Source organism: Roseibium porphyridii (assembly GCF_026191725.2).
Taxonomy (GTDB): Bacteria; Pseudomonadota; Alphaproteobacteria; order Rhizobiales; family Stappiaceae; genus Roseibium; species Roseibium porphyridii.
In genome coordinates, this window is sequence record NZ_CP120863.1 from 3,159,159 (window position 1) to 3,184,097 (window position 24,939).

A 24,939-nucleotide genomic window follows, 5' to 3' on the forward strand; every position below is an offset into this window, starting at 1 on the left:
ATGACTTCATCTCCGGAACCAAGCATCAGCCACTTTGAGGAAAGCTTTCGGCACGATGTCATCAGCCTTTGGGAAAGGTGCGGGCTGACGAGGGCCTGGAATGATCCAAACAAAGACATCGACCGAAAGCTAACTGACAAGAACGGGGCATTTTTTGTTTTGCTCTTGGGAAATCAGCTCATTGGTTCGGTTATGGCCAGCTACGACGGTCACCGAGGTTCAATCTACTATCTAAGCGTGGACCCGGACCATCAATCGTCCGGTCTCGGCAAATTGCTGATGGATCACTGCGAGACATTTCTTCAAGAGCTCGGATGTCCCAAAATTAACCTGTTTGTGCGTCGTGGAAACGAGCAGGTTCTGCAGTTTTATGAAAAACTTGGATATGCGGAAGATCAGGCAGTTCCGCTCGGAAAGCGGCTCATTCCGGACAACTGATGCCGTTCAAGTTTCTGGTTGCTCTTTGACCTGACGAGGCTTTAGGTCCGAAGGTCGGCTCAGCACATAAGTTGCGCATCCGATCATGAAGAGGCCGACCAGGACAGCCAGCCAGGCAGATGGTTGGGCCGTATAGAAGAACATTCCATAGCCGAATGTCATGCCTGCTACCGCAATTGCCTTGGATTTACGACCAATGGCACCGTGTTCTCGCCAGGCAACGACCGGTGGTCCGAACACCGGGTGATTTAAAATCCTGGTTTCAAGCGCGGGAGACGACCGTGCAAAACAGGCTGCTGCCAGAATGAAGAAGATCGTGCTGGGAAGGAGCGGTAGAAATGCACCGACAATTCCGAGCCCAACACAGCCGGTTCCCAACAGTTTGAACGTGGCTCGCCGCAACGCTGCCTCCGAATTCGGCAATTTTGGGGTATATCGCCGAAAAATAAATCAAGCGAAGCATACCGCCTTGCGATAATGATGCTTATCTAAGTCACGTCACACGGAATGACGAGCACAAAAGGAAAGTCAGTCGGTTTTTATTCATGACCAGGCACAAAGATAATTCAGATGATCCGCACAAGATAGGTCACAGACCCGGTGCGGCAACTCGCCTGCGAAACTACTTTCTGACAGGCTTGGTCATTACCGGGCCGATTGGCATCACGCTATGGCTGACATGGACCTTTATCAAATGGGTCGACGGCTGGGTAAAGCCATTTGTGCCCCGGATTTATAATCCTGAGACGTATCTGCCGTTCCCTGTTCCAGGATTCGGCCTAATCGTCGCGATTTTTGTTTTGACGATTGTTGGCTTTCTCGCGGCAAATTTTCTCGGACGCAGTTTGATCTCGGTTGGCGAGAGTTTACTTGGAAGAATGCCCCTCGTTCGTAATATTTACAGTGGCTTAAAGCAGATTTTTGAGACAGTACTTGATGAGCGTGGCAACAGTTTTACCAAGGCAGCCTTGATTGAATATCCACGTAAGGGGCTTTGGGCGATTGCGTTTATTTCCACGGAAACCAAGGGAGAAGTCGAGAGGCGGTTGAAAGGCAAGGCCGACACGATGTCGGTGTTTTTGCCAACAACGCCGAATCCGACGTCTGGTTTTCTGCTTTTCGTCCCGAAAGAAGATATTGTTGAACTGTCCATGAGTGTCGAAGAGGCCGCCAAACTGGTGATTTCGGCTGGTCTTGTCAGCCCGGACTATCCTGAAATTCTGGAAGACGTCATAGCGGACCCTGAAAAGCTGAAGCAGATTAGGGAACGAGAGGACGCTTGACTATCCGGCTCGCAACAGCCTGATTGCGGCGTCCCGTCCGAACAGATAGAGCAGGGCTCTCAGAGCTTGGCCACGCGTGTTTTCAAGCTCAGGATCCATTTCCAGAATTAGCCTCGCGTCGTCTCGGGCGACTTCCATCAGATCCGCATGCTCATCGGCCCTGGCAATTCGGAAGCCAGGCGTGCCGGATTGCCTTGTTCCTAGGATTTCTCCGCCACCGCGCAGCTTCAGATCTTCTTCTGCGATGAGGAAACCATCGTTCGTTTCCCGCATGATGTTGAGACGTGCCCCTGCAGTTTCACCAAGCGGACCTTTATAGAGCAGTACACATGAAGAAGCCTTGTCTCCGCGACCGACACGTCCTCTGAGCTGGTGCAATTGAGCAAGCCCGAAACGCTCGGCATGCTCTATAACAATGATGGTGGCGTCAGGGACATCGACCCCGACCTCGATGACGGTGGTTGCTACAAGAATTTTGGTCTTGCCGGATTTGAAATCGGCCATCGCAGCGTCTTTCTCATCCGCAGTCATGCGGCCGTGTACCAGCGAAACCCTTTGGTTCAGAAAATGTTCCAGAACACGATGTCTGTCCTCAACGGCTGCCAAGTCAGTTTTCTCCGATTCCTCGACCAGTGGGCAGACCCAGTAGACTTTTTGTCCCTCGGAGACAGCTGCTCCGACGCGTCCTATGATTTCGTCAAGGCGGTCCAGAGAAACAGACACGGTTTTTATCGGTTTTCGACCTGCAGGTTTGTCCGTCAACCTCGAGACATCCATATCTCCGAAACCTGTGAGGACGAGCGTTCGCGGGATAGGTGTCGCGGTCATGACGAGAACATCGACGCCTTGCCCCTTCGCCGACAGGGCAAGCCGCTGATGAACTCCAAAGCGGTGCTGTTCATCAACCACCACCATTCCAAGATCCTTGAAAGTGACGTTTCCCTGGAAAAGGGCATGAGTGCCGACTACAAGATCGATTTCTCCCCGGTCCAGCTGTTCCTGCCTCAAACGTCTTTCCTTTTGGCTGTCCTTGCCCGTCATCAGTGCAAGTCGGATACCGGCCTTTTCACACAAGGGAGCCATGGAACTGAAATGCTGCCGAGCCAATATTTCAGTTGGCGCCATAAGAGCGCCTTGTGCGCCCGTTTCGATAACCTGAGCAAGCGTTGCCAGCGCCACGACCGTCTTGCCGGAACCGACATCGCCTTGGAGGAGACGAAGCATTCGCACGGGTTCTGCGAGATCATCGTTGATTTCTTTGATAGCCTGTACTTGGCTGCCGGTCAGTCGGAAGGGCAGAGATCCAATGACCGCGGTCTGCAATCTTCCCTCAGGTGCACGTGAGACACCACCAAGTGTGCGCATGTGCTTACGAACCATGGCGAGCGCGAGCTGGCTCGCCAGAAGTTCATCATAGGCAAGGCGTTCCATATAGGCTGAGTGGGGGTCCAGGTCCTGCCGCTCTTCAGGTGCGTGAAGTACCCTGAGCGCCTCGGTAAAACCCGGCCAACCATTTTTTTGCAAGTAAGCTTCGTCCAACCACTCTGGCAGATGAGGCACCTTGCCGGTCGCAGCCTTCATCGCCTTTTGAAGCGTTTTTGCCGCGACCCCGGCTGTTAACGGGTAGACCGGCTCAATAGGGGGCATCTGTTCGGCTTCTTCAGGAGCCAGAGAATAGTCGGGGTGCACCATTTGTGGCTTGTCGTGGAACCACTCGACCTTTCCGGAAACGACCCGCCTTTCGCCTTCGGGATAGTTCTTTTCCAACCAGTCTCTTCGGGGGTGAAAGAAAACGAAACTGATTTGACCGGTCTCGTCAAACGCAGTGATCTTGTAGGGTGCCTTGGAATGGCGGGGCGGTGCTGCGTGCCTGCCGATTGTCACGTCAAGCGTGACAATATCTCCATTTTCAGAATAGGCGATGCCCGGTCTGTGACGTCTGTCGATCAAGCTGTGAGGAATATGAAACAGGAGATCGGCAACGGTGGCATCGCGGTCTGGCTGTGATCCGACCAGTCCGGATAAGAGTTTTGCGATTTTCGGTCCGATGCCGGGCAGTGTGGAAACCGGGGCAAACAATGGGTCGAGAACCGGTGGGCGCATCTTGCTGGTCACATACCTTTTTACAATCGGTCCTTTCGCGACCTGATACTGTTCTGGCATGAAGAGAGACAGTTTCGCAACAAATAGAACATTCTGAGAACTCGGGCGCTGACAAGTCCCACTACCGGGGTTATATATCCGCGACCAATTTTTTCAGCCCGGTGCGATCCAATAGATCTGCGACACTCCAATGTCCGCAGAACGGATCATTATCTTGAAAGCCAGCCATGACAGACGCATCCAGAACTCCCGGATCTCAGAGCATCCCGAAAGGCGCAGCTAGAGATTCCCGCCGCAAGAAGGTTCTCTTCCGTTGTTGGCACCGTGGTATGAAAGAGATGGACTTGTTGCTCGGAGGCTTTGCAGACGCCGAGATAGACAGTCTCGACGAAAAAGAAATGCAGGAATTGGAGCATCTGCTCACGGCACATGATCAAGACCTCTATGCGTGGATGACCGGCCGCAAACCTCTGCCTCAGGAGTGGGATGGGCCGCTTTATCGTCGGATAATCGCTTACCATGAAAAAGCCGGTCCGGCCGGTTTCTCGAAATAGACTTCTAAGGACAATTGCTGTGTTTGACAGCCTTCTGAAAGACCAGGCCAATGTCACGTTGGCCGGTGTACCTGACGGCGCTGAAAGCTATGCGCTTGCAAAGCTGCTTTCCGAGTGTGAAGCGGTAGGACTTTCGCTTGTTTTTGTTGCGCGTGATGCGACTCGCATGGCGATGGTCAGTGAAGCGCTCGCATTTTTTGATCCTTCTGCGAATATCGTTCAGCTGCCGGCATGGGATTGTCTGCCTTACGATCGGGTCTCACCAAATACAGCTATCAGTGCGCGGCGTTTGCTTGCATTGGGTCAGCTTGCCCGTGGTATCCAGGCCGGACAGAAAACGATCCTGCTCACAACGCTCAATGCCGCTCTCCAGCGTGTGCCGGAACGGTCGTTCATGGCCGATCAGACTTTTTCGATGGCGCCGGGCAATCAGGTTGACATGTCCGCAATCTCCAATTGGCTGGAAATGAACGGGTTTTCGCGCACACCCACAGTGCGGGAAACAGGTGAATACGCTGTCCGCGGCGGAATTGTCGATTTGTTTGCTCCTGGTTCGGAAGAGCCTGTTCGTCTTGATTTCTTCGGAGACACGCTTGAGTCAATCCGATCTTTCAATGCCGAAACACAACGGACATCCAGACAACTGAAGCGCCTTGACCTTGTGCCTATGAGCGAGGTTGTTTTGTCGGACGAGGCAATTTCGCGATTCAGAAAGTCATATTTGGCAAGCTTTGGCGCAGCCAGTCGCGAAGATGTCCTCTACCAGTCGATCAGCGACGGCAGGCGCTATGCTGGGATGGAACACTGGTTACCGCTGTTCCACGACCGTCTCGAAACGATTTTCGACTATGTCGGCGATGCTCCTATCGTTCTCGACACCAACAGTGCTGATGCGGTTCGCGAACGCGCCGAGCAGATCAACGAGCATTACAGGGCGCGCCAGGAGGCTCGCGAGATGGGCGCTGGCGCAGGCACTGTACCTTATATGCCCATCGAACCGAACCGGCTTTACATTTCAGAAAAAGACTGGACTGCTGCCATCGCTGACAGGGCGAGTGCAGCGCTGGATGCATTTACACCACCGCCGGGAAGCGGGAAAACAGTCGTTGCACTTGGTGGCAGGCAAGGACGCAGTTTTGCCGCAGAGCGGGCCGCAGGAGATGTAAACATCTTCGATGCCCTCACAGCTCATGTGCGGGAACTGCAGGCATCGGGAAAACGTACTGTTATTGCCTGCTGGTCAGATGGCTCTCGTGACCGTCTGGGGCAGATTCTGGCCGACCATGGACTGGGCTCGGTTCAGGAAGTCGATACCTTCGAACAGACAAAAACCCTGCAGGCAAAGACTTCAGCGCTTTGCGTCCTTGGTATCGAACATGGATTTGAACTTCAGGACATCGCCTTTATCGGCGAGCAAGACATTCTCGGCGACCGGCTGGTGCGTAAATCGCGTCGCAAAGCCAAGGGCGCCAACGTCATAACAGAAGCAACCGGCCTGTCGGAAGGGGACTTGGTCGTTCACGTTGAGCATGGCATCGGCCGCTTTATCGGTCTGAAGACCATAGAAGCCGTTGGTGCTCCACATGATTGTCTCGAGCTGAAATATGCGGGAGGAGACAAACTCTATTTGCCGGTTGAAAACATCGAACTGTTGTCTCGATACGGCTCGGAGGACCAGGAAGCACAACTGGACAAATTGGGTGGAGGAGCCTGGCAAGCCCGTAAGGCTAAACTCAAGAAACGCATACTCGAAATTGCCGATGGATTGATCAAGACGGCCGCGCAGCGTGCCTTGAAGACTGCGCCTGTTGTGGAGACGCCGGAAGGTGTCTACGACGAATTTGCTACGCGCTTTCCTTACGAAGAAACAGATGACCAGATGACGGCAATCGACGCCGTGTTCGAGGATCTTTCTTCTGGCCGTCCGATGGACCGGCTTGTCTGCGGGGATGTTGGGTTCGGCAAAACTGAGGTCGCGCTGCGAGCAGCCTTCATCGCGGCCATGTCAGGGCGACAGGTTGCAGTTGTGGTGCCGACCACATTGCTGGCCCGCCAACACTTCAAGACCTTCTCGGACCGCTTTCATGGACTCCCGATCAATGTCGCTCATGCGTCACGACTCGTGCCAACCCGGCAACTGACACAGACTAAGAAGGGTCTGACAGATGGTTCGATAGATATCGTTGTCGGAACGCATGCGCTGCTCGGTAAATCCGTTCAATTCCGCGATCTCGGTTTGCTTGTCATCGACGAAGAGCAGCATTTCGGCGTGAAGCACAAGGAGCGCCTGAAAGAGCTGAAGTCGGATGTCCACGTTCTGACGTTGTCTGCGACGCCAATTCCGAGGACATTGCAACTTGCCTTGACCGGTGTTCGGGAACTATCCCTCATTGCAACACCGCCTGTTGATCGGCTGGCGGTGAGAACATTCGTTTCGCCCTTTGACCCGCTAGTGGTTCGCGAAGCCCTGTTGCGTGAGCACTATCGGGGCGGTCAGAGCTTTTATGTCTGTCCGCGATTGTCTGACCTTGCTGAGCGCATGGCCTTCATGGAAGAGCAGGTGCCGGAGTTGAAGGTCGCGGTCGCCCACGGTCAAATGCCGCCTGGCGAACTGGAAGACGTCATGAATGCCTTTTATGAGGGCAAATACAATGTGCTTCTGTCGACAACGATTGTGGAATCTGGCCTCGACATTCCAACTGCAAATACCTTGATCGTGCACAGAGCCGATATGTTCGGTCTCTCACAGCTTTACCAGCTGCGCGGCCGCGTTGGCAGATCCAAAACACGTGCTTATGCGCTTTTCACTGTGCCGGCAAACAAGACACTGACCGCGACTGCGGAGCGGCGGCTCAAAGTGCTTCAGTCTCTGGAGACGCTTGGGGCCGGGTTCCAATTGGCCAGCCACGATCTGGACATTCGCGGAGCAGGGAACCTGTTGGGTGAAGAGCAATCGGGTCATATCAAGGAAGTTGGGTTTGAGCTCTACCAGCAGATGTTGGAGGAAGCTGTCGCGCAGTTGAAAGACGGTGGCGCTGACTTCGGTGATGAACAATGGTCGCCGCAGATCAACATTGGTACACCAGTTCTCATTCCCGAGGACTATGTCGCCGACCTACAGCTGCGTCTGCAGCTCTATCGCAGGCTTGGTGACGTGACTGAGGCGGAAGAAATTGATGCGTTTGGCGCTGAAATGATTGATCGGTTCGGACCGTTGCCGGACGAAGTTCAACACCTTCTCAAGATCGTTTTCATCAAAGGGCTTTGCCGCAAGGCCAATGTCGAGAAAGTCGATGCGGGTCCGAAAGGCATAGTTGTCAGTTTCCGCAATTCTGAATTCGCAAATCCGCCAGGTCTCGTGTCTTACATTGCAGAACAGGGCGTGCTGGCCAAAATACGTCCCGACCAGAAAATTGTACTCACGCGGGAATGGGAAAACACGGACACCCGTCTGAAGGGGACAGCGACTGTGCTAACGAAATTGGCGCGTCTGGCTGCGGCGTAAACCTTTAGTGCTCTGGCCAGGCCTGTGCACCGACAAAGGGAACAAATGCGACCTTGCCGAAGTTTTTGGATTCATAGGTTCCATCAGAAACGCGGCGGACAACGATTAGATCCTGAAGACTTCGGGAGGAACCAACTGGAATCACCAAGCGCCCTCCAGGCTTCAGTTGCTCCTTGAGCTCTTGGGGAACAAAAGGGGCTCCCGCAGCAACTGTAATTGCGTCATAAGGTGCTTTCGCACGATAGCCTAGGCTGCCGTCACCACAGATGACGTCAACATTTTCAAATCCAGCGGTGACGAGATTGTTTCTCGCCGTCTCTGCGAGCAGGGAAAATCGCTCGATACTGACGACATGGGCGCAGAGCTTGGACAAAACGGCTGCCGCATAACCGGATCCGGTTCCGACGTCCAGGCAAACGCTACAATCTCTCAACTGCAAGGCTTCTGCCATTAGCGCAACGATGTAAGGTTGGGAAATGGTTTGACCGTGTCCGATTGACATCGGACCATCCCAGTAAGCGTCGCATCGCTGCTCATCTGGCACAAAGAGGTGTCTGGGGACAAACCGCATTGCCTCCAGCACTCTGGCATCTTTCAGACCGCGCCTTTCCAATTGGACGAGAACCATTTGGTGACGTTCTGCGGCAAAGGGGTCCATGTGTGTGGTTCCAGTCGTTCACAACGAAGACGAGCATTTTTGTCGCGTCTCAAGACTCTATTAAACCTAACGCCTCATAGTACTCTGACAAAGAGACCAGAGTTGAAGCGTTAAGGTCCAAAGAGTGCCCCGAGCAGCTACCCGTCAGCGTAAGCAATCCTTTATTCGCCGCCTTATTACGCCTGCGATCGCAATCGCAGCGCTTGGCTATTTTGGTTTTCATGCCATGAGCGGTGAACTCGGCGTGGTTGGCAGAGCAATGATCGAGCGGCAGGTTTCTGAACTTGAGGCTGAGTTGGCTGAATTATCCGCAGAGCGGCAGGAACTTGTGGCTAGGGTCAGTCTGCTACGTCCTGAAAGCCTTGATCCCGATATGCTTGATGAGCGCGCACGCCTCAATCTCAATTTGGTTCACGAAACCGAGTTGGTTGTGCTTCGTCCTGGGCATAGATACGATATGAACTGAAAACAAGTTTATTGTTCAGAGTTAATCGATTTTCAGTTAAACGTTAATTTCACCATCCAAAGCAGACATTTAAATCAATTCAAGAATCAGAAAACGATGGATTGGATTGACAGAAGGGAGCGGATAAGTTGCTCCTACCTGTCTTAGGGGAAACGTCACGCCGAGAAGAGGGTTATGGCCGCAGCAAGAAAGACCACTTCCGCTAGCTCAAAGAGCACAAGCCGGACCCGCAGCTCCGCTAAAAAAGCGAAGCCTGCGATCGCCGAGTTCGACAAAGACGATGAACTCCACGCCTACCGCGAAATGCTACTCATTCGCCGATTCGAAGAAAAAGCCGGTCAGCTATACGGCATGGGCTTCATCGGCGGGTTCTGCCATTTGTATATCGGGCAGGAAGCTGTCGTCGTTGGTATGCAGATGGCCAAAAAAGACGGCGATCAGATGATCACCGGGTACCGCGACCACGGGCACATGCTGGCCATGGACCTCGACCCCAAGGGCGTGATGGCGGAGCTTACCGGGCGCCGCGGCGGCTTGTCGAAAGGCAAGGGCGGTTCCATGCACATGTTCTCCAAGGAAAAGCATTTCTATGGAGGACACGGGATTGTCGGCGCTCAGGTGTCGCTTGGAACAGGTCTTGGTTTTGCCAACAAATACCGGGGCAACGGCAATGTTGCGATGGCTTTCTTCGGTGACGGCGCTTCCAACCAGGGGCAGGTCTATGAAAGCTTCAATATGGCCGAGCTTTGGAAGCTCCCTGTTGTTTACGTGATCGAAAACAACAAATACGGCATGGGCACGAGCGTCGCACGCGCATCTGCAATGACCGACCTTTCCCAGCGTGGCGCTTCCTTCGGGATCCCGGGCGAACAGGTCGACGGCATGGATGTTCGCGCAGTCAAGGCTGCCTCCGAAAAAGCGCTGACCTGGTGCCGCGAAGGCAAGGGTCCCTTCATCCTGGAAATGATCACGTATCGCTATCGTGGTCACTCGATGTCCGATCCGGCGAAATACCGCTCCAAGGACGAAGTGCAGAAAATGCGGACCGAACACGATCCGATCGAGCAGGTTCGTGCGCGCCTTCTGGAAAACAAGTGGGCAAGCGAGGACGACCTCAAAGGCATCGATAAGGATGTCCGGGCAAGGGTCGCCGAAGCTGCTGAATTTGCTCAGACTGATCCGGAACCGGATGCGTCTGAACTCTACACTGACATTCTGCTTTAACGCCGGGGGAAAACATGCCGATCGACATTTTGATGCCGGCGCTCTCGCCGACAATGGAAGAGGGTAAGCTCGCCAAATGGCTCAAGGCCGAAGGCGACACTGTGTCCGCGGGCGACGTCATCGCGGAAATCGAAACAGACAAGGCAACCATGGAAGTGGAAGCCGTCGATGAAGGAACGCTTGGCAAGATCCTTGTTGCCGAAGGGACCGACAACGTAAAGGTCAACGAGAAAATCGCCGTTTTGCTTGGCGAAGGTGAGGATGCCAGCGCGATCGACGCTGCTGCGGCTTCGCCTGCTCCTGCTGCGGCTCCTGCTGCTGCTGCAGAAGCTCCGAGTGCACCGGCTGTTGCCGCTGCGCCGCAAGCGCCGGTGGCTGAAGTCGTCGAGGATCCGGAGGTTCCTGCGGGAACGCCGATGAAATCATCAACGGTGCGTGAAGCACTGCGCGATGCCATGGCAGAGGAAATGCGCCGGGATCCGGACGTCTTTGTCATGGGTGAAGAGGTGGCCGAATACCAGGGCGCTTACAAGATCACGCAAGGCTTGCTGGATGAGTTTTCAGAAAAGCGCGTTATCGATACTCCTATCACGGAGCACGGCTTTGCCGGTCTCGGCGTTGGGGCTGCAATGGCAGGGTTGAAGCCCATCGTTGAATTCATGACGTTCAACTTCGCCATGCAGGGTATTGATCAGATCATCAACTCTGCTGCCAAAACGCTGTACATGTCGGGTGGCCAAATGGGTGCCCCGATTGTTTTCCGCGGACCCAATGGCGCTGCGGCGCGTGTTGGCGCGCAGCACTCGCAGGACTATGCCTCCTGGTATGCGCATGTTCCCGGGCTGAAAGTCATTCAGCCTTATTCGGCTGCGGATGCAAAAGGTCTTTTAAAGGCTGCGATCCGTGATCCCAACCCGGTCATCTTCCTGGAAAACGAAATCCTTTATGGTCATTCGTTTGAAATCCCGGATGTTGACGACTTTGTACTTCCGATTGGCAAGGCCAAGGTGGAACGTGGCGGAACCGATGTGACCCTGGTTTCCTGGGGCATCGGCATGACCTACACGCTCAAGGCTGCTGAAGAATTGGCCGGAATGGGCATTTCAGCCGAAGTCATCAATCTGCGTACAATCCGCCCTCTGGACATCGACACAGTTCTTGCGTCAGTTCGCAAAACGGGGCGTGTGGTGACCATCGAGGAAGCTTTCCCGATGTGCTCAGTGTCGTCGGAAATTGCTTATCAGGTTCAGGAACAGGCCTTCGACTATCTCGATGCGCCCATAACCCGGGTGACTGGCAAGGACGTTCCGATGCCTTATGCCGCAAACCTGGAAAAACTCGCATTGCCGACTGTTTCTGAAGTTATCGAAGCGGTGAAAGCCGTGACCTACACAGCCTGAGGCGGGGGAGACGGACATGCCAATTAATATCACCATGCCGGCCCTCTCTCCGACCATGGAAGAGGGCAACCTGGCCAAATGGCTGGTCAAGGAAGGCGATCAGGTTTCGGCGGGCGATGTGATCGCAGAAATCGAAACCGACAAGGCAACCATGGAAGTGGAAGCCGTTGATGAAGGAACAGTCGGCAAAATCCTTGTTGCTGAGGGCTCCCAAGGGGTCAAGGTCAACGAACTGATCGCTGTTTTGCTGGAAGAGGGCGAAGACGCAAGTTCTATCGATACCTCTGGTGCAGCAGCTCCGGCAGCCTCAGCTGCCGAACCGGCACCGGCGGCAGACACCGCTCCAGCCACTGCGGCGCCTGCTGTTGCAGCTCCTGCGGGGCCAGCTCCGGTGGCTTCTGACGGAACGCGCCTGTTTGCTTCGCCGCTCGCGAGGCGGCTTGCCAAACTGAATTCGCTTGATCTCAACGCTTTGAAGGGAACCGGTCCCCACGGCCGGATTGTAAAACGCGATATTGAGACTGCTCTTGAAGCCGGGACAGGCAAGGTTGCTCCTGCCGCAGAAGCTCCCAAGGCTGCTGCTGCAGCTCCGGCAAGCGGACCTTCCGCCGATCAGGTGCTGAAACTCTTCGATGAAGACAGTTACGAGCTGGTGCCGCATGATGGCATGCGCAAGACAATCGCGAAGCGTCTTACGGAATCCAAACAGACGATTCCGCACTTCTATGTGTCTGTCGACGTGGAACTGGATGCTCTGTTGGCATTGCGCGCGCAGCTCAATGGTTCTGCTGCAAAAGACAAGGACGGCAAGCCGGCCTACAAGCTTTCGGTCAACGATATGACCATCAAAGCGCTTGCATTGGCTCTTCGTGACGTTCCGGACGCAAATGTGTCCTGGACAGATGACAACATGGTCATGCACAAGCATGCCGATGTGGGCGTCGCCGTGTCCATTCCCGGCGGTCTGATTACGCCGATCATCCGCAGTGCAGAAGAGAAATCGCTTTCCGTCATCTCCAATCAGATGAAGGATCTCGGCAAGCGGGCGAAGGAACGCAAGCTGAAGCCTGAAGAATATCAGGGCGGAACGACTGCTGTGTCCAACATGGGCATGATGGGCGTAAAGAACTTCTCTGCGGTCGTGAACCCACCGCACGCCACCATTCTTGCAGTTGGCGCCGGTGAAAAACGCCCTGTCGTCAAGGACGGCGAACTTGCCGTTGCCACCGTGATGAGCGTGACGCTCTCCACCGACCACCGTTGCGTGGACGGTGCGCTCGGTGCGGAGCTGCTGGCCGCATTTAAAGGCTACATCGAAAATCCAATGAGCATGCTGGTTTAAGACCTCAGCTCCGGCGCGGCGGCAACGCCGCGCCGTTTTTCAAATGAAGTTTCATTTGCCGGGGAAAACACCATGGCTGATACCAACTACGACGTCATCATCATCGGCTCCGGGCCAGGTGGTTACGTCACTGCCATACGGTCCGCCCAACTGGGATTGAAGACCGCAATCGTTGAACGGGAACATCTTGGCGGCATCTGCCTCAACTGGGGCTGCATCCCGACCAAGGCCCTGCTGCGGTCGGCAGAAATTCTCGATCATGCCAATCATGCCAAGAGCTTTGGCTTGACGCTTGAAGGTTCAATGAAAGCAGACGTGAAGGACGTTGTTGCACGTTCGCGCGGTGTTTCGGCGCGTTTGAACGGCGGCGTCGGCTTTCTGATGAAGAAAAACAAGATCGATGTAATCTGGGGCGAAGCCAAGTTGGCAAAGCCGGGGCAAATTGTTGTCGGGAAGTCTTCCAAGCCCGCCGTTGAACCTCAGCATCCGGTGCCCAAGGGCGTTAAGGGCGAGGGCACCTATACCGCCAAGCATATCATCGTTGCGACCGGCGCCCGTCCGCGGGCACTGCCTGGTATCGAACCGGATGGAAAACTGATCTGGACCTATTTCGAGGCAATGAAGCCAGCCAAGATGCCAAAATCGCTTGTTGTCATGGGATCTGGCGCGATTGGCATCGAGTTCGCCTCTTTCTATCTGTCGATGGGCGTTGATGTGACGGTTGTCGAACTGATGGCCAACGTGATGCCGGTTGAGGACGAGGAAATCTCGAAATTCGCTCGCAAGGCTTTGGAAAAGCGCGGGCTGAAAATCATTACCGAAGCCAAGGTCACGAAAGTCGACAAAGCAGCGAACTCCATCACCGCGCATGTTGAAACCAAGGACGGAAAAGTCAGCCAGATCACGGCAGATCATCTGATCTCGGCGGTCGGGGTTCAGGGCAATATCGAGAATATCGGCCTTGAGGCACTTGGCGTAAAAACCGATCGCGGCTGTGTTGTCATTGATGAATATGGCCGGACCAGTGTTCCGGGCATCTATGCCATCGGTGACGTTGCCGGTCCGCCCATGCTGGCACACAAGGCAGAGCATGAAGGTGTAATCTGCATTGAAAAGATTGCCGGCGTCCCAGGTGTCCACCCGATGGATCACCGCAAAATCCCTGGCTGTACTTACTGCAACCCGCAGGTCGCTTCTGTCGGACTGACTGAAGCCAAGGCCAAGGAGCAGGGCCGCGACATCCGCGTCGGTCGTTATATGTTCAATGCGAACGGTAAGGCGATCGCCCTTGGCGAAGACAATGGCTTGATCAAGGTCATCTTCGACAAGAAAACCGGTGAGCTTCTGGGCGCACACATGTGTGGAGCCGAAGTGACGGAGCTTATTCAGGGCTTCATTGTTGCAATGAACCTTGAGACGACCGAAGAAGAGTTGATGCACACGATTTTCCCGCATCCGACACTTTCGGAAATGATGAAGGAAGCTGTGCTCGACGCATACGGCAAAGTTCTCAACGCTTGACCGAGAAGTCTCCGGCCGGACAAACGGCCGGAGCCATAGTGATGCGGGCGATGAGGCTGATATGCTTGCCTATCTTTCTGACGGATTGAGGTTTTTGTTTCGTGAGGGAAGCTGGTCTCTCAAGCCTCATGAAGAGAAGACGATATGGGCTGCTCTGGCGATACTGCCTGATGATCAAACAGCGCTGGCAAAGAAACAGCTTGATGAGCAGTTTTTCGTCGAACGACAGTCTGACGGCCGTATTCCGTGTTTCCGCTACTATGCTGAAGGTCGCCTTTCCCGTTTGACGGGAAAATACGCGGTTGGCGACCATTTCATAAGTGTGAAACTAAAAGCGGGAGACCGTAAGGTTTCAGGCAAACTCGTACTTCATGATGGGCTCGTGTTCGGATTGGAATTTTCAAAACCAAGCAGCTTCTTCAGGCACGTGGGTGTTGATGTGATATCGGCAAGTTGTGATGATAGTTCGATTGGATACACTGCTGTTATTGATCGGGCCGAGCACGGTTCTGACTGAAACCAAAAATAGGCGAGTGCGCAAAATGGATATGAAAGCAATTTTGATCTGGGTTGCTATCGGTATTCTTGCCGGTTGGCTGGCGAGTATCGTAGTGGGTGGCGGTGGATTGATCCGCTATCTGATTACGGGATTGATCGGCGCATTTGTCGGCGGATTCCTGTTCAAGGTAGCCGGCATCAACATCAATCTGGGAAACACACTGGTCAACGAGATCGTTGTCGCAGCGATCGGCGCCGTCGTCGTCGTGTTGCTTGCGCGCCTGATCGCTTAGCCAGGGAAGTGGGAGACCCGCGATGGGATGGATCATCACTATCATTATCGGTCTGATCGCGGGTGCCGTCGCACACCGGGTGCTCAACAGCCGTGGTGGATTTCTCGGAAGCCTCGTCGTTGGCCTTATAGGTGCGTTGATCGGTGGTGAGCTTGCGTCGATTTTAAACCTCAATTTGACGGGTGGCATTCTCGACCGGCTGATCATTGCTGTTCTCGGCTCGATCCTGTTTCTGTTTTTGTGGCGAAAAATACGCAGCTGATTTGACAAGTTGGTACGGAAAGTTCGTGTCGTTCTCGATGCTGAACCCGTTTCGTCGAGCCTGGGAATGGCAACAACTGGCGATGATAAAATGAGACATCGGTTGAACGTATGCCGATGAATAAAATGAGACTGATGTCCTGATAATGCAGCAAAGACGGAGCAGGGCTCAGACATTCATGTGTGCGCAAGCATGTTGTAAAGTCCGAGGATACCAGATTGATGATCCCAACGATCAGTGATTTTCCCCTTCGCGCGATTGATAAACTTCGATACGCGGATACAGATCGGCAAGGTCACATCAACAATGCTGTCTTTGCCACGTTTCTGGAAACGGGAAGGGTGGAAGTCATTTTTGGCCAAGCGCTTACAGATGCAGGGGCATCATTCGTCATTGCTCGCCTTGAGCTTGATTTCCTTTCGGAAGTGAATTGGCCAGGCGAAGTGGAAATTGGAACATCTGTCCTGGATATCGGGCGCAGCTCGTTCCGTCTTTTTCAATCGGTATTCCAGGATGGCAGTCCTGTGGCAAAGGCGGTCACGGTAATTGTTCAGATGAATGAATCGACGCGAAAATCCCATCCGCTCACGGAGGAAGCGCGGCAAAAGCTGGAGAAACTCCGCAGTCCTGCGCTAAACACATAGCTGGCTCAACAGCTTTCCGTATTGACCTTTCAAGGGAAAAACGACACTTAAAGCCCATGGTTACGATCGTTGACACGCTAAATCGCCCGAATGAAAAATCCGATGCGCGACCGCGTCATCCGGAGAAGGCTCATCGTCCCGATAATCCGGTCCAACGCAAACCAAAATGGATTCGCGTCAAGGCACCGACCTCGCCGGTTTACCGCGAGACCCAGAATGTCGTGCGCGACAACAATCTGGTGACCGTGTGCGAAGAGGCCGGTTGTCCGAATATCGGTGAATGCTGGTCCAAAAAGCATGCAAGTTTCATGATTCTCGGCGATACGTGCACGCGGGCATGCGCCTTCTGTAACGTGCGCACGGGAATGCCCGGTCCGGTCGACCCCAAAGAACCACAGGGCGTCGCAGATGCGGTTGCGACCATGGGACTGGAGCATGTCGTCATCACGTCAGTTGACCGTGATGATCTTGAGGACGGTGGAGCTCGGCATTTTGCCGACGTTATCAACGCAATCCGCAAAACCTCTCCGACAACGACAGTCGAGGTTCTGACGCCGGACTTTCTGAGAAAAGAGGGTGCCGCGGAAATTGTGGTAGATGCGAAACCCGATGTGTTCAATCACAATCTGGAGACTGTCCCGTCCAAGTATTTGAAGGTGCGGCCGGGCGCGCGCTACTTCCACTCCATTCGTCTACTGCAGAAAGTGAAAGAACTTGATGCAGAGATGTTCACGAAATCAGGCATCATGGTTGGACTGGGCGAAGAGAGAAATGAAGTCCTCCAGCTTATGGACGATCTGCGCGCAGCAGATGTTGATTTCCTGACAATCGGACAATATCTGCAGCCTTCAAAAAAACACCACCCAGTGATGTCTTTTGTCACGCCGGAGGAATTCAAGGGCTATGAGCGAATTGCCTATGCCAAGGGTTTCCTGAAAGTGTCAGCAACGCCTTTGACGCGGTCTTCCCACCATGCGGGCGAGGATTTCGCCGACCTCAGGGCTGCGCGAAAAGCGAAGCTCGGCCACTGAGCCGGACCAGAACTGGATCTGTTGAGCCGCATGCCGAGTTTTACTTCCAACCACACGGTCAATCACAAGGCGGATGATATGTTCCGCCTCGTAGCAGATGTCGAAAAGTACCCGCAGTTCGTACCGCTCTGCCAGGGACTGCACGTGCGCGGCCGCAAGGAACTTGAAAATGGCAACACGGTTCTGGTCGCCGATATGACTGTTGCCTACAAACTGTTCAAGGAAACATTCACCAGCCGTGTCGAACTTCGCCCTGAAGACCGGACAATACTGGTGGAGTATCTGGATGGACCGTTCAAGCACCTGGAGAACAAGTGGACCTTTGAGGACACAGGTGAGGGCAAGAGCAAGGTTGGGTTCTTTATCTCATACGAGTTCCGCAGCCGCACGCTGGGGTCGCTCATGGGCGTGATGTTCGACAAGGCATTCCGCAAGTTTTCCAGCGCGTTTGAAGCGCGGGCGGATCAGGTCTACGGCGCTTGACTAGGCCTATTTGAACTGACTGAATGCATCCCTGATTGTACGCAGACGACTCGATTTCATGTCGAGCGGTTCGTTTCTGCGCCGGATCTGTTCGATTTCTCGCTTCTTCAAACCAAGATCATCAAGAGTCGCAAACGCGGAATAGTCCGAACAAACCACACGTCTTTCAGCGCCAATATTTTCTTCAACTATCAGACTTCGGCCCGCTGCAACTTCTTCTTCCGTCCAGACAACCGTCCCGGAAGACACCCAGAATGTGCGGTCGCAATAGCGAGCTTCGTGATAGCCCTTTTTGGGTAGAGTGAGGATTTCGTGAGATCCGTTGAACCCACCGTTCGAATAGTTTGAACGGATATAGAAATCGCCCTGCGCATGCGCAGCGCCCGCCATGTAGACAGCGGATATCGTTGATAACGTCAGGAACGCAAGGGCGCGTTTCATGCGGTTGGTCCTTTTTGCTCGGCCCCCTTATTGCCTGCAATGTCTAAGTCTACATGTATTGTTGTTACCCGAGCCTTACCTTTGGCGGCTCGTTTTTGGATTAATTGCCTCGCAACGTGTTTGCAGCGTCCTCGACCGTTGTCGGGCGGAAAGACTCTCTGATTGCAGCAAATCTGTTCACCGATTTCACCGTCGACCCGTCGTTTTGAACGATCACTCTGGGATCGTCGTAAATTCCAAGCCCTTCCAACGTGACTTGTTCTTCGGGATGCGCACAAATCGGTCGCCAGCCTTTGCCCCAGTTGTACTCAACTCGAACAGTGTAGTTTTGTTCCACTTCGAGCTCGGTCCACGCCACAGTCGCGTAGCGCACCCAGTACTTGCGACCGCAATACTCAACCTGAACCAGTCCGTCTGACATCCTGCTGTAGATGCGGTGGGACCCACGAAACGCACTATAGTCGTCCCGAGACACAATATAGGTGTCTCCGACGGCCAGTTGTTCGCTCTCCGCTTTTGCAATTGCTCCACCTGCTAGCAGTGTTCCTGCTGCAAGAAGCATCCGTGCGACAGTCATTTACTCATTCCCGTTTCGCGAAATAGATCGCGTCTTGGTTCTTCCCGAGCGTGACCATATGAGAAGTGTTTGTAAAACCTGTTGCTACTGGTAATTGAAGTTGATTAAAAATTTAATGGTCCGAGGACCTCAGAGAAAAACCGGGTTCTTGGATTTAAAGGCAAGTGTTCAGCTCACTATTCATGGTGAAAACTGGAGCTTTTGCTTTATGGCCGCTTCCATGTGAAACCTTCTCCCATCGTCGGCAGACGGCTTTGAAGCTGGTCTTTGGCTTTGGTCAGGAAAACTTTTGTACTTTTTGTAAAACTGGATACGAGGAAGATCACAACAACCTGAACCAAATCCGTTGTGTTGCGCTCTGTCCGTCTGGAATTAGTCCTATCTTTGAAAGCAATACCTAAGTGGCCGCATTGAGAACAGAGGTTAGGGCGGTCTGTACGGTTTCAAGTCTGATCGACTGACGACCACGGTCTGCAAACCAGCAATGCATGTGTTGTGTTGTCTTTCCCCGAACTGCAACAGCTACATGAACTGTCCCGACCGGCTTGTCTTCACTTCCGCCGCCTGGACCTGCGATACCTGTTACGGAGACGGTGATATCCGCATTGGAGTGCTTCAATGCGCCTTCTGCCATTGCCATTGCAACATCCTTGCTGACGGCGCCGGCACTTTGAATGAGCCCAGCTGAAACACCCAGCATATCTGACTTGGCTTCATTCGAATAAGTGACGAAAGAACGGTCAACGACGGCCGAAGATCCGGCGATTTCTGTCAGAACACCGCTGATCAAGCCGCCGGTGCACGATTCCGCTGTTGCAAGCATCAAACCCTTGGCTTTCATTGCGTCCAAGACTTCGGTTGCCAGGGGAATGAGATCGTCCAGATTGCGTGGTGCAGGGCTGCTCATTGGAGTTGTCATCAGGCTGAACTTTTACTCATCGTCTTTCAGAGGGAGGCGAACTGTAACACTTGCAAGCGCTGCAATACCTTCCTTTCGGCCGGTAAACCCCAGTTTCTCGGAGGTCGTCGCCTTAACCGAGACACGCGAAAGCGGGAGCTCGCAAATACGCGCAACAGATGCCCGAACTTCTTCTCGGTGGGGGCCGATCTTCGGTTCCTCGCAAACTATCGTAAGGTCAATATGTGCAATGCGGCCACCAAGGGCAGCCAGTCTCTTGATGGCGTGTTGCTGGAATTGATCAGAAGATGCGCCTTTCCATTCAGGGTCACTGGGTGGAAAGTGTTGACCGATGTCTCCGTCTCCGATTGCGCCGAGCGTCGCGTCGGTAATGGCATGAAGTGCAACATCGGCGTCTGAATGTCCTTTCAGGCGCTTGGAATGCGGTATGGAAAAGCCGCCAAGGATGACTGCTTCACCGTCCTCAAAAGCATGGACGTCATAGCCTATACCGACTCTCACGTCCGCCAATTCACTAAGAGGTCGGGGTGCGGCAGTTTCAGCTTTCATCTTAAAATAGGTTGCCTGTTTTTCAGCGCGCTTGAGGTCTGCGCCGGTTGTGATCTTAAAGTTGGCTGGATCGCCTTCTGAAAGTGAAATGGTCATGCCATTCCATTCCGCAAGACCTGTGTCGTCCGTAAAAGCCGTTTGTCCAGCTTCGTTCGCGCGCATGTGTGCTGCAAGGATACTTTGCAGCGGAAATCCCTGAGGTGTCTGTGCTGCCCATAAGCCGGTTCTGTCAATCGTTTCCAGGTTGCCGCTGGATTGGTCTGCTTTTTTGAGCGTGTCAGCAACAGGTACCGCAGCCAGTGCTCCCTCGGCGCCCTGGTCAAGCCTTTCCAGCACTCGGTCAATGGTTCCCGTGTCGACAAAGGGACGTGCTGCATCGTGAATGAGGACGTAGTCACAAGGCACGCTTTCCAGTGCCTTCAATCCCTCGAAAACCGATGTTTGTCGGGTTGCGCCACCAAAAACAGCCGCGCCAACCTTTTTTTGGATAGGCTGCTCGATCTCGGCAAATACTTCTGAATAGAGATCTGTATCGTCAGGATGAATGACGGTCACAATATGTGTGATCCGTGGATGATTTCCCAAAGCGTTCAGTGTATGGCTCAGAACAGGACTGTTCGCGAGGAGCTTATACTGCTTCGGCCGGTCGTCGGTTGCGTCTGCCAGGCGCGTTCCACGCCCAGCGGCAACGATCAGGGCTGCCGCGGATTTTGCCATGATCGCTTTCTCCAGGCTTTCCAAAAAATTCAAACTGACAGGCCGTCTTTAACTAAGAACCTGTTTAGACCGCAAATTATGTCTTGTTGCATTGCATTAATTGTCTACAATATAGGCAGATAAGAAAGTGCACAGGCATTAAGCAAAAAATGAGAATCGCGTGTTACCTGTGATGAAGACACTAAAGGTTGGCAAGCATGAAGTGCCGAACAGGGCGGTGCTCGCGCCAATGTCCGGCGTAACCGATCTGCCGTTTCGGCGGATCGCGGCGCGCTTTGGTGCCGGTATGGTGGTCAGTGAAATGGTCGCCAGCGAGTCCTTTGTTAAGGGTGATGCGGAAACGCAGATGCGTGCCGAGGCCCATGACCAGGGCTTGCATGTTGTCCAGCTTGCCGGACGCGAAGCACGCTGGATGGGTGAGGCGGCCAAGGTCATTGCCGATCTTGGTGCCGATGTAATCGATATAAACATGGGGTGTCCGGCCAAGAAGGTCACATCTGGCTACTCAGGCTCAGCGCTCATGCGCGATCTTGATCACGCACTGACGCTGATTGATGCGACCGTTGCGGCTGTTGATGTTCCTGTGACCTTGAAAATGCGTCTCGGTTGGGACGAACAGTCAATCAATGCACCTGAGCTCGCCCGACGCGCAGAAGCGGCCGGAATAAAACTCATTACAGTTCATGGTCGAACCCGGAACCAGTTCTACAAGGGTGCTGCAAACTGGTCGATTATTTCGAGGGTGAAGGCGGCTATTTCCGTTCCTTTGGTCGCCAACGGTGACTGTAAGAGCAACACCGACGCACTGAACATGCTTGAAGCATCTGGGGCGGATGCTGTCATGATCGGGCGAGGCGCATATGGACGACCATGGCTTCCGGGTTTCGTCGGGCATTTTCTTGCGACCGGCGAACATCTGTCCGAGCCGGAGGGGAATGACCTCGCGGATCTGGTGATCGAGCATTACGAGAGCATTCTGAGCCACTATGGCGAACGTAAGGGTGTTCGTATCGCCCGAAAACATGTCGGCTGGTACCTGGAACAATCCGAAACGCAAGGGGCGATACCGATGCCTGCTGCGCTCAAAGCAAACTTGATGACATCCCAAAATCCCAAAGAAGTGACCCGCATTGCCCATGACTGGATCTCTTCAGCAAATGAACGGACAGCTGCGTGAGTGATCTCAAGTCTGAAACGGGACGAACAGCCGCGCTGGCCAGCGATGGACCGATGATACTGGATGCATTGCCGCATCCTGTTCTGCTTGTGGCCCCGGACGGGGTGATCGAGTCGGCAAACATGGCCGCAGAAATTTTTATGCGATCAAGCGTCTCGGTACTGCGCCGACATCCGATCAGTGATTTTGTGCCTTTCGGCAGCCCCCTCCTGACACTCATCGACCAGGTGCGAGAGCGCGCGGCACCGGTCAATGAGTACAAGGTCGACATTGGTTCACCTCGCATTGGCGCGCCGAAGGTCGTGGACATCAATGCCGCTCCTGTCTCCGATAGACCGGGTGCTGTAGTGCTGATGTTTCAGGAACGCACGATGGCTGAAAAGATCGACCGCCAGCTGACGTCGCGCGGAGCCGCGCGCACAGTTACGGGTCTCGCAGCCATGCTCGCGCATGAGATCAAGAATCCACTTTCCGGCATACGCGGCGCTGCTCAGTTAATGGAACAATCCGTTCCAAGTGAGGATCGGGCACTTGCCAGGCTGATCATGGACGAAACAGACCGGATCGTGAAACTGGTCGACAGGATGGAAGTCTTTTCCGATGAACGTCCGATCGAGCGCGAACCTGTCAACATTCACGTGGTTCTAGACCATGTGAAGCGTCTGTCAGACAGCGGTTTTGCAAGAGACAAGCGTATCGTTGAGATCTACGACCCGTCCTTGCCACCTGTTTATGCCAACAAGGATCAGCTCATTCAGGTGTTTTTGAACCTCATCAAGAATGCCAGTGAAGCTATTGGCGATGACCCCGACGGTGAAATCCGTGTTTCAACGGCTTTCAGACCCGGTGTCAGATTGTCGGTGCCTGGAACGGATGAAAGGGTCAGTCTGCCGCTTGAATTTTGCGTTCAGGACAATGGTCCAGGTGTTCCAGACGACCTGCTGCCGCACCTTTTCGAACCATTCATTACGACCAAAACCAACGGATCCGGACTAGGGCTTGCGCTTGTTGCGAAGATCATCGGCGACCACGGCGGTGTGATCGAATGCGACAGCCAGCGCCACAAAACAGTCTTCCGAATCCTCATGCCCGCTTTTTCCGGCGAAGGAGCCTCCCACTCCCAAAAGCCGAACGAAGGGAATAGCTGACCATGCCGACCGGCACGATCCTAGTTGCAGACGACGACGCGGCCATTCGCACAGTCCTCAATCAGGCCCTTTCAAGGGCCGGGTACACTGTCAGGCTGACCTCCAACGCTTCAACCTTGTGGCGTTGGGTTTCTTCAGGCGACGGAGATCTGGTTATCACCGACGTTGTGATGCCGGATGAAAATATTTTTGATGTGCTTCCGCGCATGAAAAAAATGCGTCCCGAGTTGCCTGTTCTTGTCATGAGCGCCCAGAACACATTCATGACAGCAATCAAGGCGTCTGAGAAAGGCGCTTATGAATACCTTCCCAAGCCATTTGACCTCAAGGAACTGACCAGCATTGTTCAACGCGCCATGGAGGAGCCGAAAAAGCGGCCGTCCCTGGACCTGGATGATGCTGGTGAGGGAATGCCGCTTGTTGGTCGTTCTCCGGCAATGCAGGAGATCTACCGCGTTCTGGCGCGCCTTATGCAGACCGATCTGACGGTCATGATCAACGGCGAATCTGGAACGGGCAAGGAACTGGTTGCGCGCGCCCTTCATGACTATGGCAAAAGACGAAATGGGCCATTTGTTGCAATCAACATGGCCGCCATTCCGAGAGACTTGATCGAGGCCGAACTCTTTGGTCACGAAAAGGGGGCGTTCACAGGTGCCCAGAATCGCAGCTCCGGCCGGTTCGAGCAGGCAGACGGTGGCACGCTCTTTCTTGATGAAATTGGCGACATGCCCATGGAAGCCCAGACCCGCCTGTTGAGGGTTCTGCAGCAAGGCGAATATACGACGGTCGGTGGTCGTACGCCCATCAAGACGGACGTCCGCATTATAGCTGCAACGAACAAGGATCTAAGGCATCTGATCAATCAGGGGCTTTTCCGGGAAGATCTCTATTTCCGCCTCAACGTGGTGCCGATCAGGTTGCCACCTCTTCGTGAACGGATCGAAGACATTCCCGATCTTGTCAGGCACTTCTTCTCACTGGTTGAAAAGGAAGGGTTGCCAGCAAAACAGATTGACCAAGAGGCACTCAACCTTCTGCGCCGGTATCGTTGGCCGGGGAACGTTCGAGAACTTGAAAATCTTGTCCGTCGGCTGGCAGCACTTTATCCGCAGGATGTGATCAGCGAAAATCTGCTTGAACAGGAGCTTAGCCAGCCTTCTGTTGCTTCGGTTGAAGAAGAAACGACTGAGAACATCAATCTCGGTGGATCGGTTGAACGCTACCTTGCAGGCTATTTCGATACTTTTGGAGAGGCTTTGCCACCTCCAGGGCTCTATCATCGTATCTTGCGGGAAGTTGAGTATCCACTCATCAGTGCAGCACTGGCGGCGACGCGCGGCAATCAGATCAAGGCAGCGGAACTCCTCGGCGTGAACCGGAACACCTTGAGGAAAAAGATCCGCGATCTGGACATTCAGGTTATGCGCTCGGTTCGTTGACTGCTGCTGAGCGTTTGTCGCTGAAGTACCAGTCGACAAATTGATGACGAAAGACCAAGTTCCTGCGTCAACAAGCCAGGCGTGGGAACAGATGTGAACGCCTGAATCTGTTCCGAAGCCGCGCCGGGCAGATAGAAGGGGTTTCGATCAAGCGTTTGACAAAGACTTGATATTGAAAAAATACATATATAACAATCTCTTAAGTCTATTTAAGAAATCTTCCACCGCATTTTTTCGGTGATGCTGCCGCCCTGTCGCAATTTC

The 24,939-nt window shown here is 53.8% G+C and carries 25 protein-coding genes; 18 read left to right on the top strand and 7 right to left on the bottom strand.

What is annotated here, in order from left to right:
• A complete protein-coding gene (locus K1718_RS14760; RefSeq protein WP_265681894.1) occupies nucleotides 1–438 on the top strand; it encodes a GNAT family acetyltransferase in 438 nt (145 codons plus the stop codon).
• Nucleotides 439–444: 6 nt separating this feature from the next.
• Here the strand turns inward: K1718_RS14760 and K1718_RS14765 are convergent, their stop codons facing one another.
• Complete coding sequence (locus K1718_RS14765) at nucleotides 445–840, bottom strand: YbaN family protein (RefSeq protein WP_265681893.1); 396 nt, start codon at nucleotides 838–840, stop codon at nucleotides 445–447.
• A gap of 143 nt (nucleotides 841–983) precedes the next feature.
• On the opposite strand from K1718_RS14765, the gene K1718_RS14770 reads away from it, so the two are divergent.
• Complete coding sequence (locus K1718_RS14770; RefSeq protein ID WP_152501649.1) at nucleotides 984–1,721, top strand: DUF502 domain-containing protein; 738 nt, start codon at nucleotides 984–986, stop codon at nucleotides 1,719–1,721.
• On the opposite strand, the gene recG is transcribed toward K1718_RS14770, so the two are convergent.
• Entirely contained in the window at nucleotides 1,722–3,824 is a 2,103-nt protein-coding gene (recG, locus tag K1718_RS14775; protein ID WP_265681891.1) for an ATP-dependent DNA helicase RecG, read from the bottom strand.
• A gap of 227 nt (nucleotides 3,825–4,051) precedes the next feature.
• On the opposite strand from recG, the gene K1718_RS14780 reads away from it, so the two are divergent.
• Together K1718_RS14780 and mfd are read left to right on the top strand one after the other, a co-directional pair.
• Nucleotides 4,052–4,378, top strand: a complete 327-nt coding sequence (locus K1718_RS14780) for an FAD assembly factor SdhE (RefSeq protein WP_152501651.1) — start codon at nucleotides 4,052–4,054, stop codon at nucleotides 4,376–4,378.
• Nucleotides 4,379–4,397: 19 nt separating this feature from the next.
• Nucleotides 4,398–7,883: a transcription-repair coupling factor gene (gene mfd, locus K1718_RS14785; protein ID WP_265681889.1), complete on the top strand. Its 3,486-nt coding sequence runs from the start codon at nucleotides 4,398–4,400 to the stop codon at nucleotides 7,881–7,883.
• A 4-nt stretch (nucleotides 7,884–7,887) separates the two neighbouring features.
• Here mfd and K1718_RS14790 read toward each other — a convergent pair whose 3' ends face one another.
• Complete coding sequence (locus K1718_RS14790; RefSeq protein ID WP_265681887.1) at nucleotides 7,888–8,541, bottom strand: protein-L-isoaspartate(D-aspartate) O-methyltransferase; 654 nt, start codon at nucleotides 8,539–8,541, stop codon at nucleotides 7,888–7,890.
• Nucleotides 8,542–8,665: 124 nt separating this feature from the next.
• Between K1718_RS14790 and K1718_RS14795 the strand changes: the two genes are divergently transcribed.
• From K1718_RS14795 to K1718_RS14845, 11 genes are all read left to right on the top strand, one after another.
• Entirely contained in the window at nucleotides 8,666–9,007 is a 342-nt protein-coding gene (locus tag K1718_RS14795) for an FtsB family cell division protein (RefSeq protein WP_152501653.1), read from the top strand.
• 174 nt (nucleotides 9,008–9,181) lie between these two features.
• Nucleotides 9,182–10,231, top strand: a complete 1,050-nt coding sequence (gene pdhA, locus K1718_RS14800; RefSeq protein ID WP_152501654.1) for a pyruvate dehydrogenase (acetyl-transferring) E1 component subunit alpha — start codon at nucleotides 9,182–9,184, stop codon at nucleotides 10,229–10,231.
• Nucleotides 10,232–10,245: 14 nt separating this feature from the next.
• On the top strand, nucleotides 10,246–11,631 hold the full coding sequence (locus tag K1718_RS14805) for a pyruvate dehydrogenase complex E1 component subunit beta (protein ID WP_265681885.1): 1,386 nt from the start codon (nucleotides 10,246–10,248) through the stop codon (nucleotides 11,629–11,631).
• 16 nt (nucleotides 11,632–11,647) lie between these two features.
• The gene (locus tag K1718_RS14810) at nucleotides 11,648–12,973 is read left to right on the top strand and encodes a pyruvate dehydrogenase complex dihydrolipoamide acetyltransferase (protein ID WP_152501656.1); all 1,326 of its coding nucleotides are present in this window, start codon (nucleotides 11,648–11,650) and stop codon (nucleotides 12,971–12,973) included.
• Nucleotides 12,974–13,045: 72 nt separating this feature from the next.
• Nucleotides 13,046–14,494, top strand: coding sequence for a dihydrolipoyl dehydrogenase (gene lpdA / locus K1718_RS14815; RefSeq protein WP_265681882.1), 1,449 nt, complete (start codon nucleotides 13,046–13,048; stop codon nucleotides 14,492–14,494).
• Between the two features lie 61 nt (nucleotides 14,495–14,555).
• Nucleotides 14,556–15,011, top strand: a complete 456-nt coding sequence (locus K1718_RS14820; protein WP_265681880.1) for a hypothetical protein — start codon at nucleotides 14,556–14,558, stop codon at nucleotides 15,009–15,011.
• A gap of 25 nt (nucleotides 15,012–15,036) precedes the next feature.
• A complete protein-coding gene (locus K1718_RS14825; protein WP_152501659.1) occupies nucleotides 15,037–15,285 on the top strand; it encodes a GlsB/YeaQ/YmgE family stress response membrane protein in 249 nt (82 codons plus the stop codon).
• A gap of 22 nt (nucleotides 15,286–15,307) precedes the next feature.
• Nucleotides 15,308–15,547, top strand: a complete 240-nt coding sequence (locus tag K1718_RS14830; protein WP_152501660.1) for a GlsB/YeaQ/YmgE family stress response membrane protein — start codon at nucleotides 15,308–15,310, stop codon at nucleotides 15,545–15,547.
• A gap of 221 nt (nucleotides 15,548–15,768) precedes the next feature.
• Nucleotides 15,769–16,191, top strand: coding sequence for an acyl-CoA thioesterase (locus K1718_RS14835; RefSeq protein WP_265681878.1), 423 nt, complete (start codon nucleotides 15,769–15,771; stop codon nucleotides 16,189–16,191).
• Nucleotides 16,192–16,247: 56 nt separating this feature from the next.
• Nucleotides 16,248–17,222 carry a lipoyl synthase gene (gene lipA, locus K1718_RS14840; RefSeq protein WP_265681876.1) on the top strand — a complete coding sequence of 325 codons (975 nt, stop codon included), beginning with the start codon at nucleotides 16,248–16,250 and terminating at the stop codon, nucleotides 17,220–17,222.
• 30 nt (nucleotides 17,223–17,252) lie between these two features.
• Nucleotides 17,253–17,705, top strand: coding sequence for a type II toxin-antitoxin system RatA family toxin (locus tag K1718_RS14845; RefSeq protein WP_152501663.1), 453 nt, complete (start codon nucleotides 17,253–17,255; stop codon nucleotides 17,703–17,705).
• A 6-nt stretch (nucleotides 17,706–17,711) separates the two neighbouring features.
• On the opposite strand, the gene K1718_RS14850 is transcribed toward K1718_RS14845, so the two are convergent.
• The 4 genes from K1718_RS14850 to K1718_RS14865 all read right to left on the bottom strand — a co-directional run bounded on the left by K1718_RS14850 (nucleotide 17,712) and on the right by K1718_RS14865 (nucleotide 20,908).
• Entirely contained in the window at nucleotides 17,712–18,146 is a 435-nt protein-coding gene (locus tag K1718_RS14850; protein ID WP_152501664.1) for a hypothetical protein, read from the bottom strand.
• A 100-nt stretch (nucleotides 18,147–18,246) separates the two neighbouring features.
• Nucleotides 18,247–18,723 (bottom strand): hypothetical protein, encoded by a 477-nt coding sequence (locus K1718_RS14855; protein ID WP_152501665.1) that lies wholly within the window; start codon nucleotides 18,721–18,723, stop codon nucleotides 18,247–18,249.
• Nucleotides 18,724–19,120: 397 nt separating this feature from the next.
• The gene (locus K1718_RS14860) at nucleotides 19,121–19,630 is read right to left on the bottom strand and encodes a CinA family protein (protein ID WP_265681871.1); all 510 of its coding nucleotides are present in this window, start codon (nucleotides 19,628–19,630) and stop codon (nucleotides 19,121–19,123) included.
• A gap of 24 nt (nucleotides 19,631–19,654) precedes the next feature.
• Nucleotides 19,655–20,908, bottom strand: coding sequence for a bifunctional 2-C-methyl-D-erythritol 4-phosphate cytidylyltransferase/2-C-methyl-D-erythritol 2,4-cyclodiphosphate synthase (locus K1718_RS14865; protein WP_265681869.1), 1,254 nt, complete (start codon nucleotides 20,906–20,908; stop codon nucleotides 19,655–19,657).
• Between the two features lie 172 nt (nucleotides 20,909–21,080).
• Here K1718_RS14865 and dusB point away from each other — a divergent pair, with 172 nt between their 5' ends.
• The 3 genes from dusB to ntrC are packed head-to-tail and all read left to right on the top strand — an operon-like array spanning nucleotide 21,081 to nucleotide 24,675.
• Nucleotides 21,081–22,085: a tRNA dihydrouridine synthase DusB gene (gene dusB, locus K1718_RS14870; RefSeq protein WP_265681868.1), complete on the top strand. Its 1,005-nt coding sequence runs from the start codon at nucleotides 21,081–21,083 to the stop codon at nucleotides 22,083–22,085.
• Nucleotides 22,086–22,138: 53 nt separating this feature from the next.
• On the top strand, nucleotides 22,139–23,233 hold the full coding sequence (locus K1718_RS14875) for a two-component system sensor histidine kinase NtrB (protein ID WP_152504293.1): 1,095 nt from the start codon (nucleotides 22,139–22,141) through the stop codon (nucleotides 23,231–23,233).
• A 2-nt stretch (nucleotides 23,234–23,235) separates the two neighbouring features.
• Entirely contained in the window at nucleotides 23,236–24,675 is a 1,440-nt protein-coding gene (gene ntrC / locus K1718_RS14880; RefSeq protein ID WP_152501669.1) for a nitrogen regulation protein NR(I), read from the top strand.
• The last annotated feature ends 264 nt before the right edge of the window (nucleotides 24,676–24,939 follow it).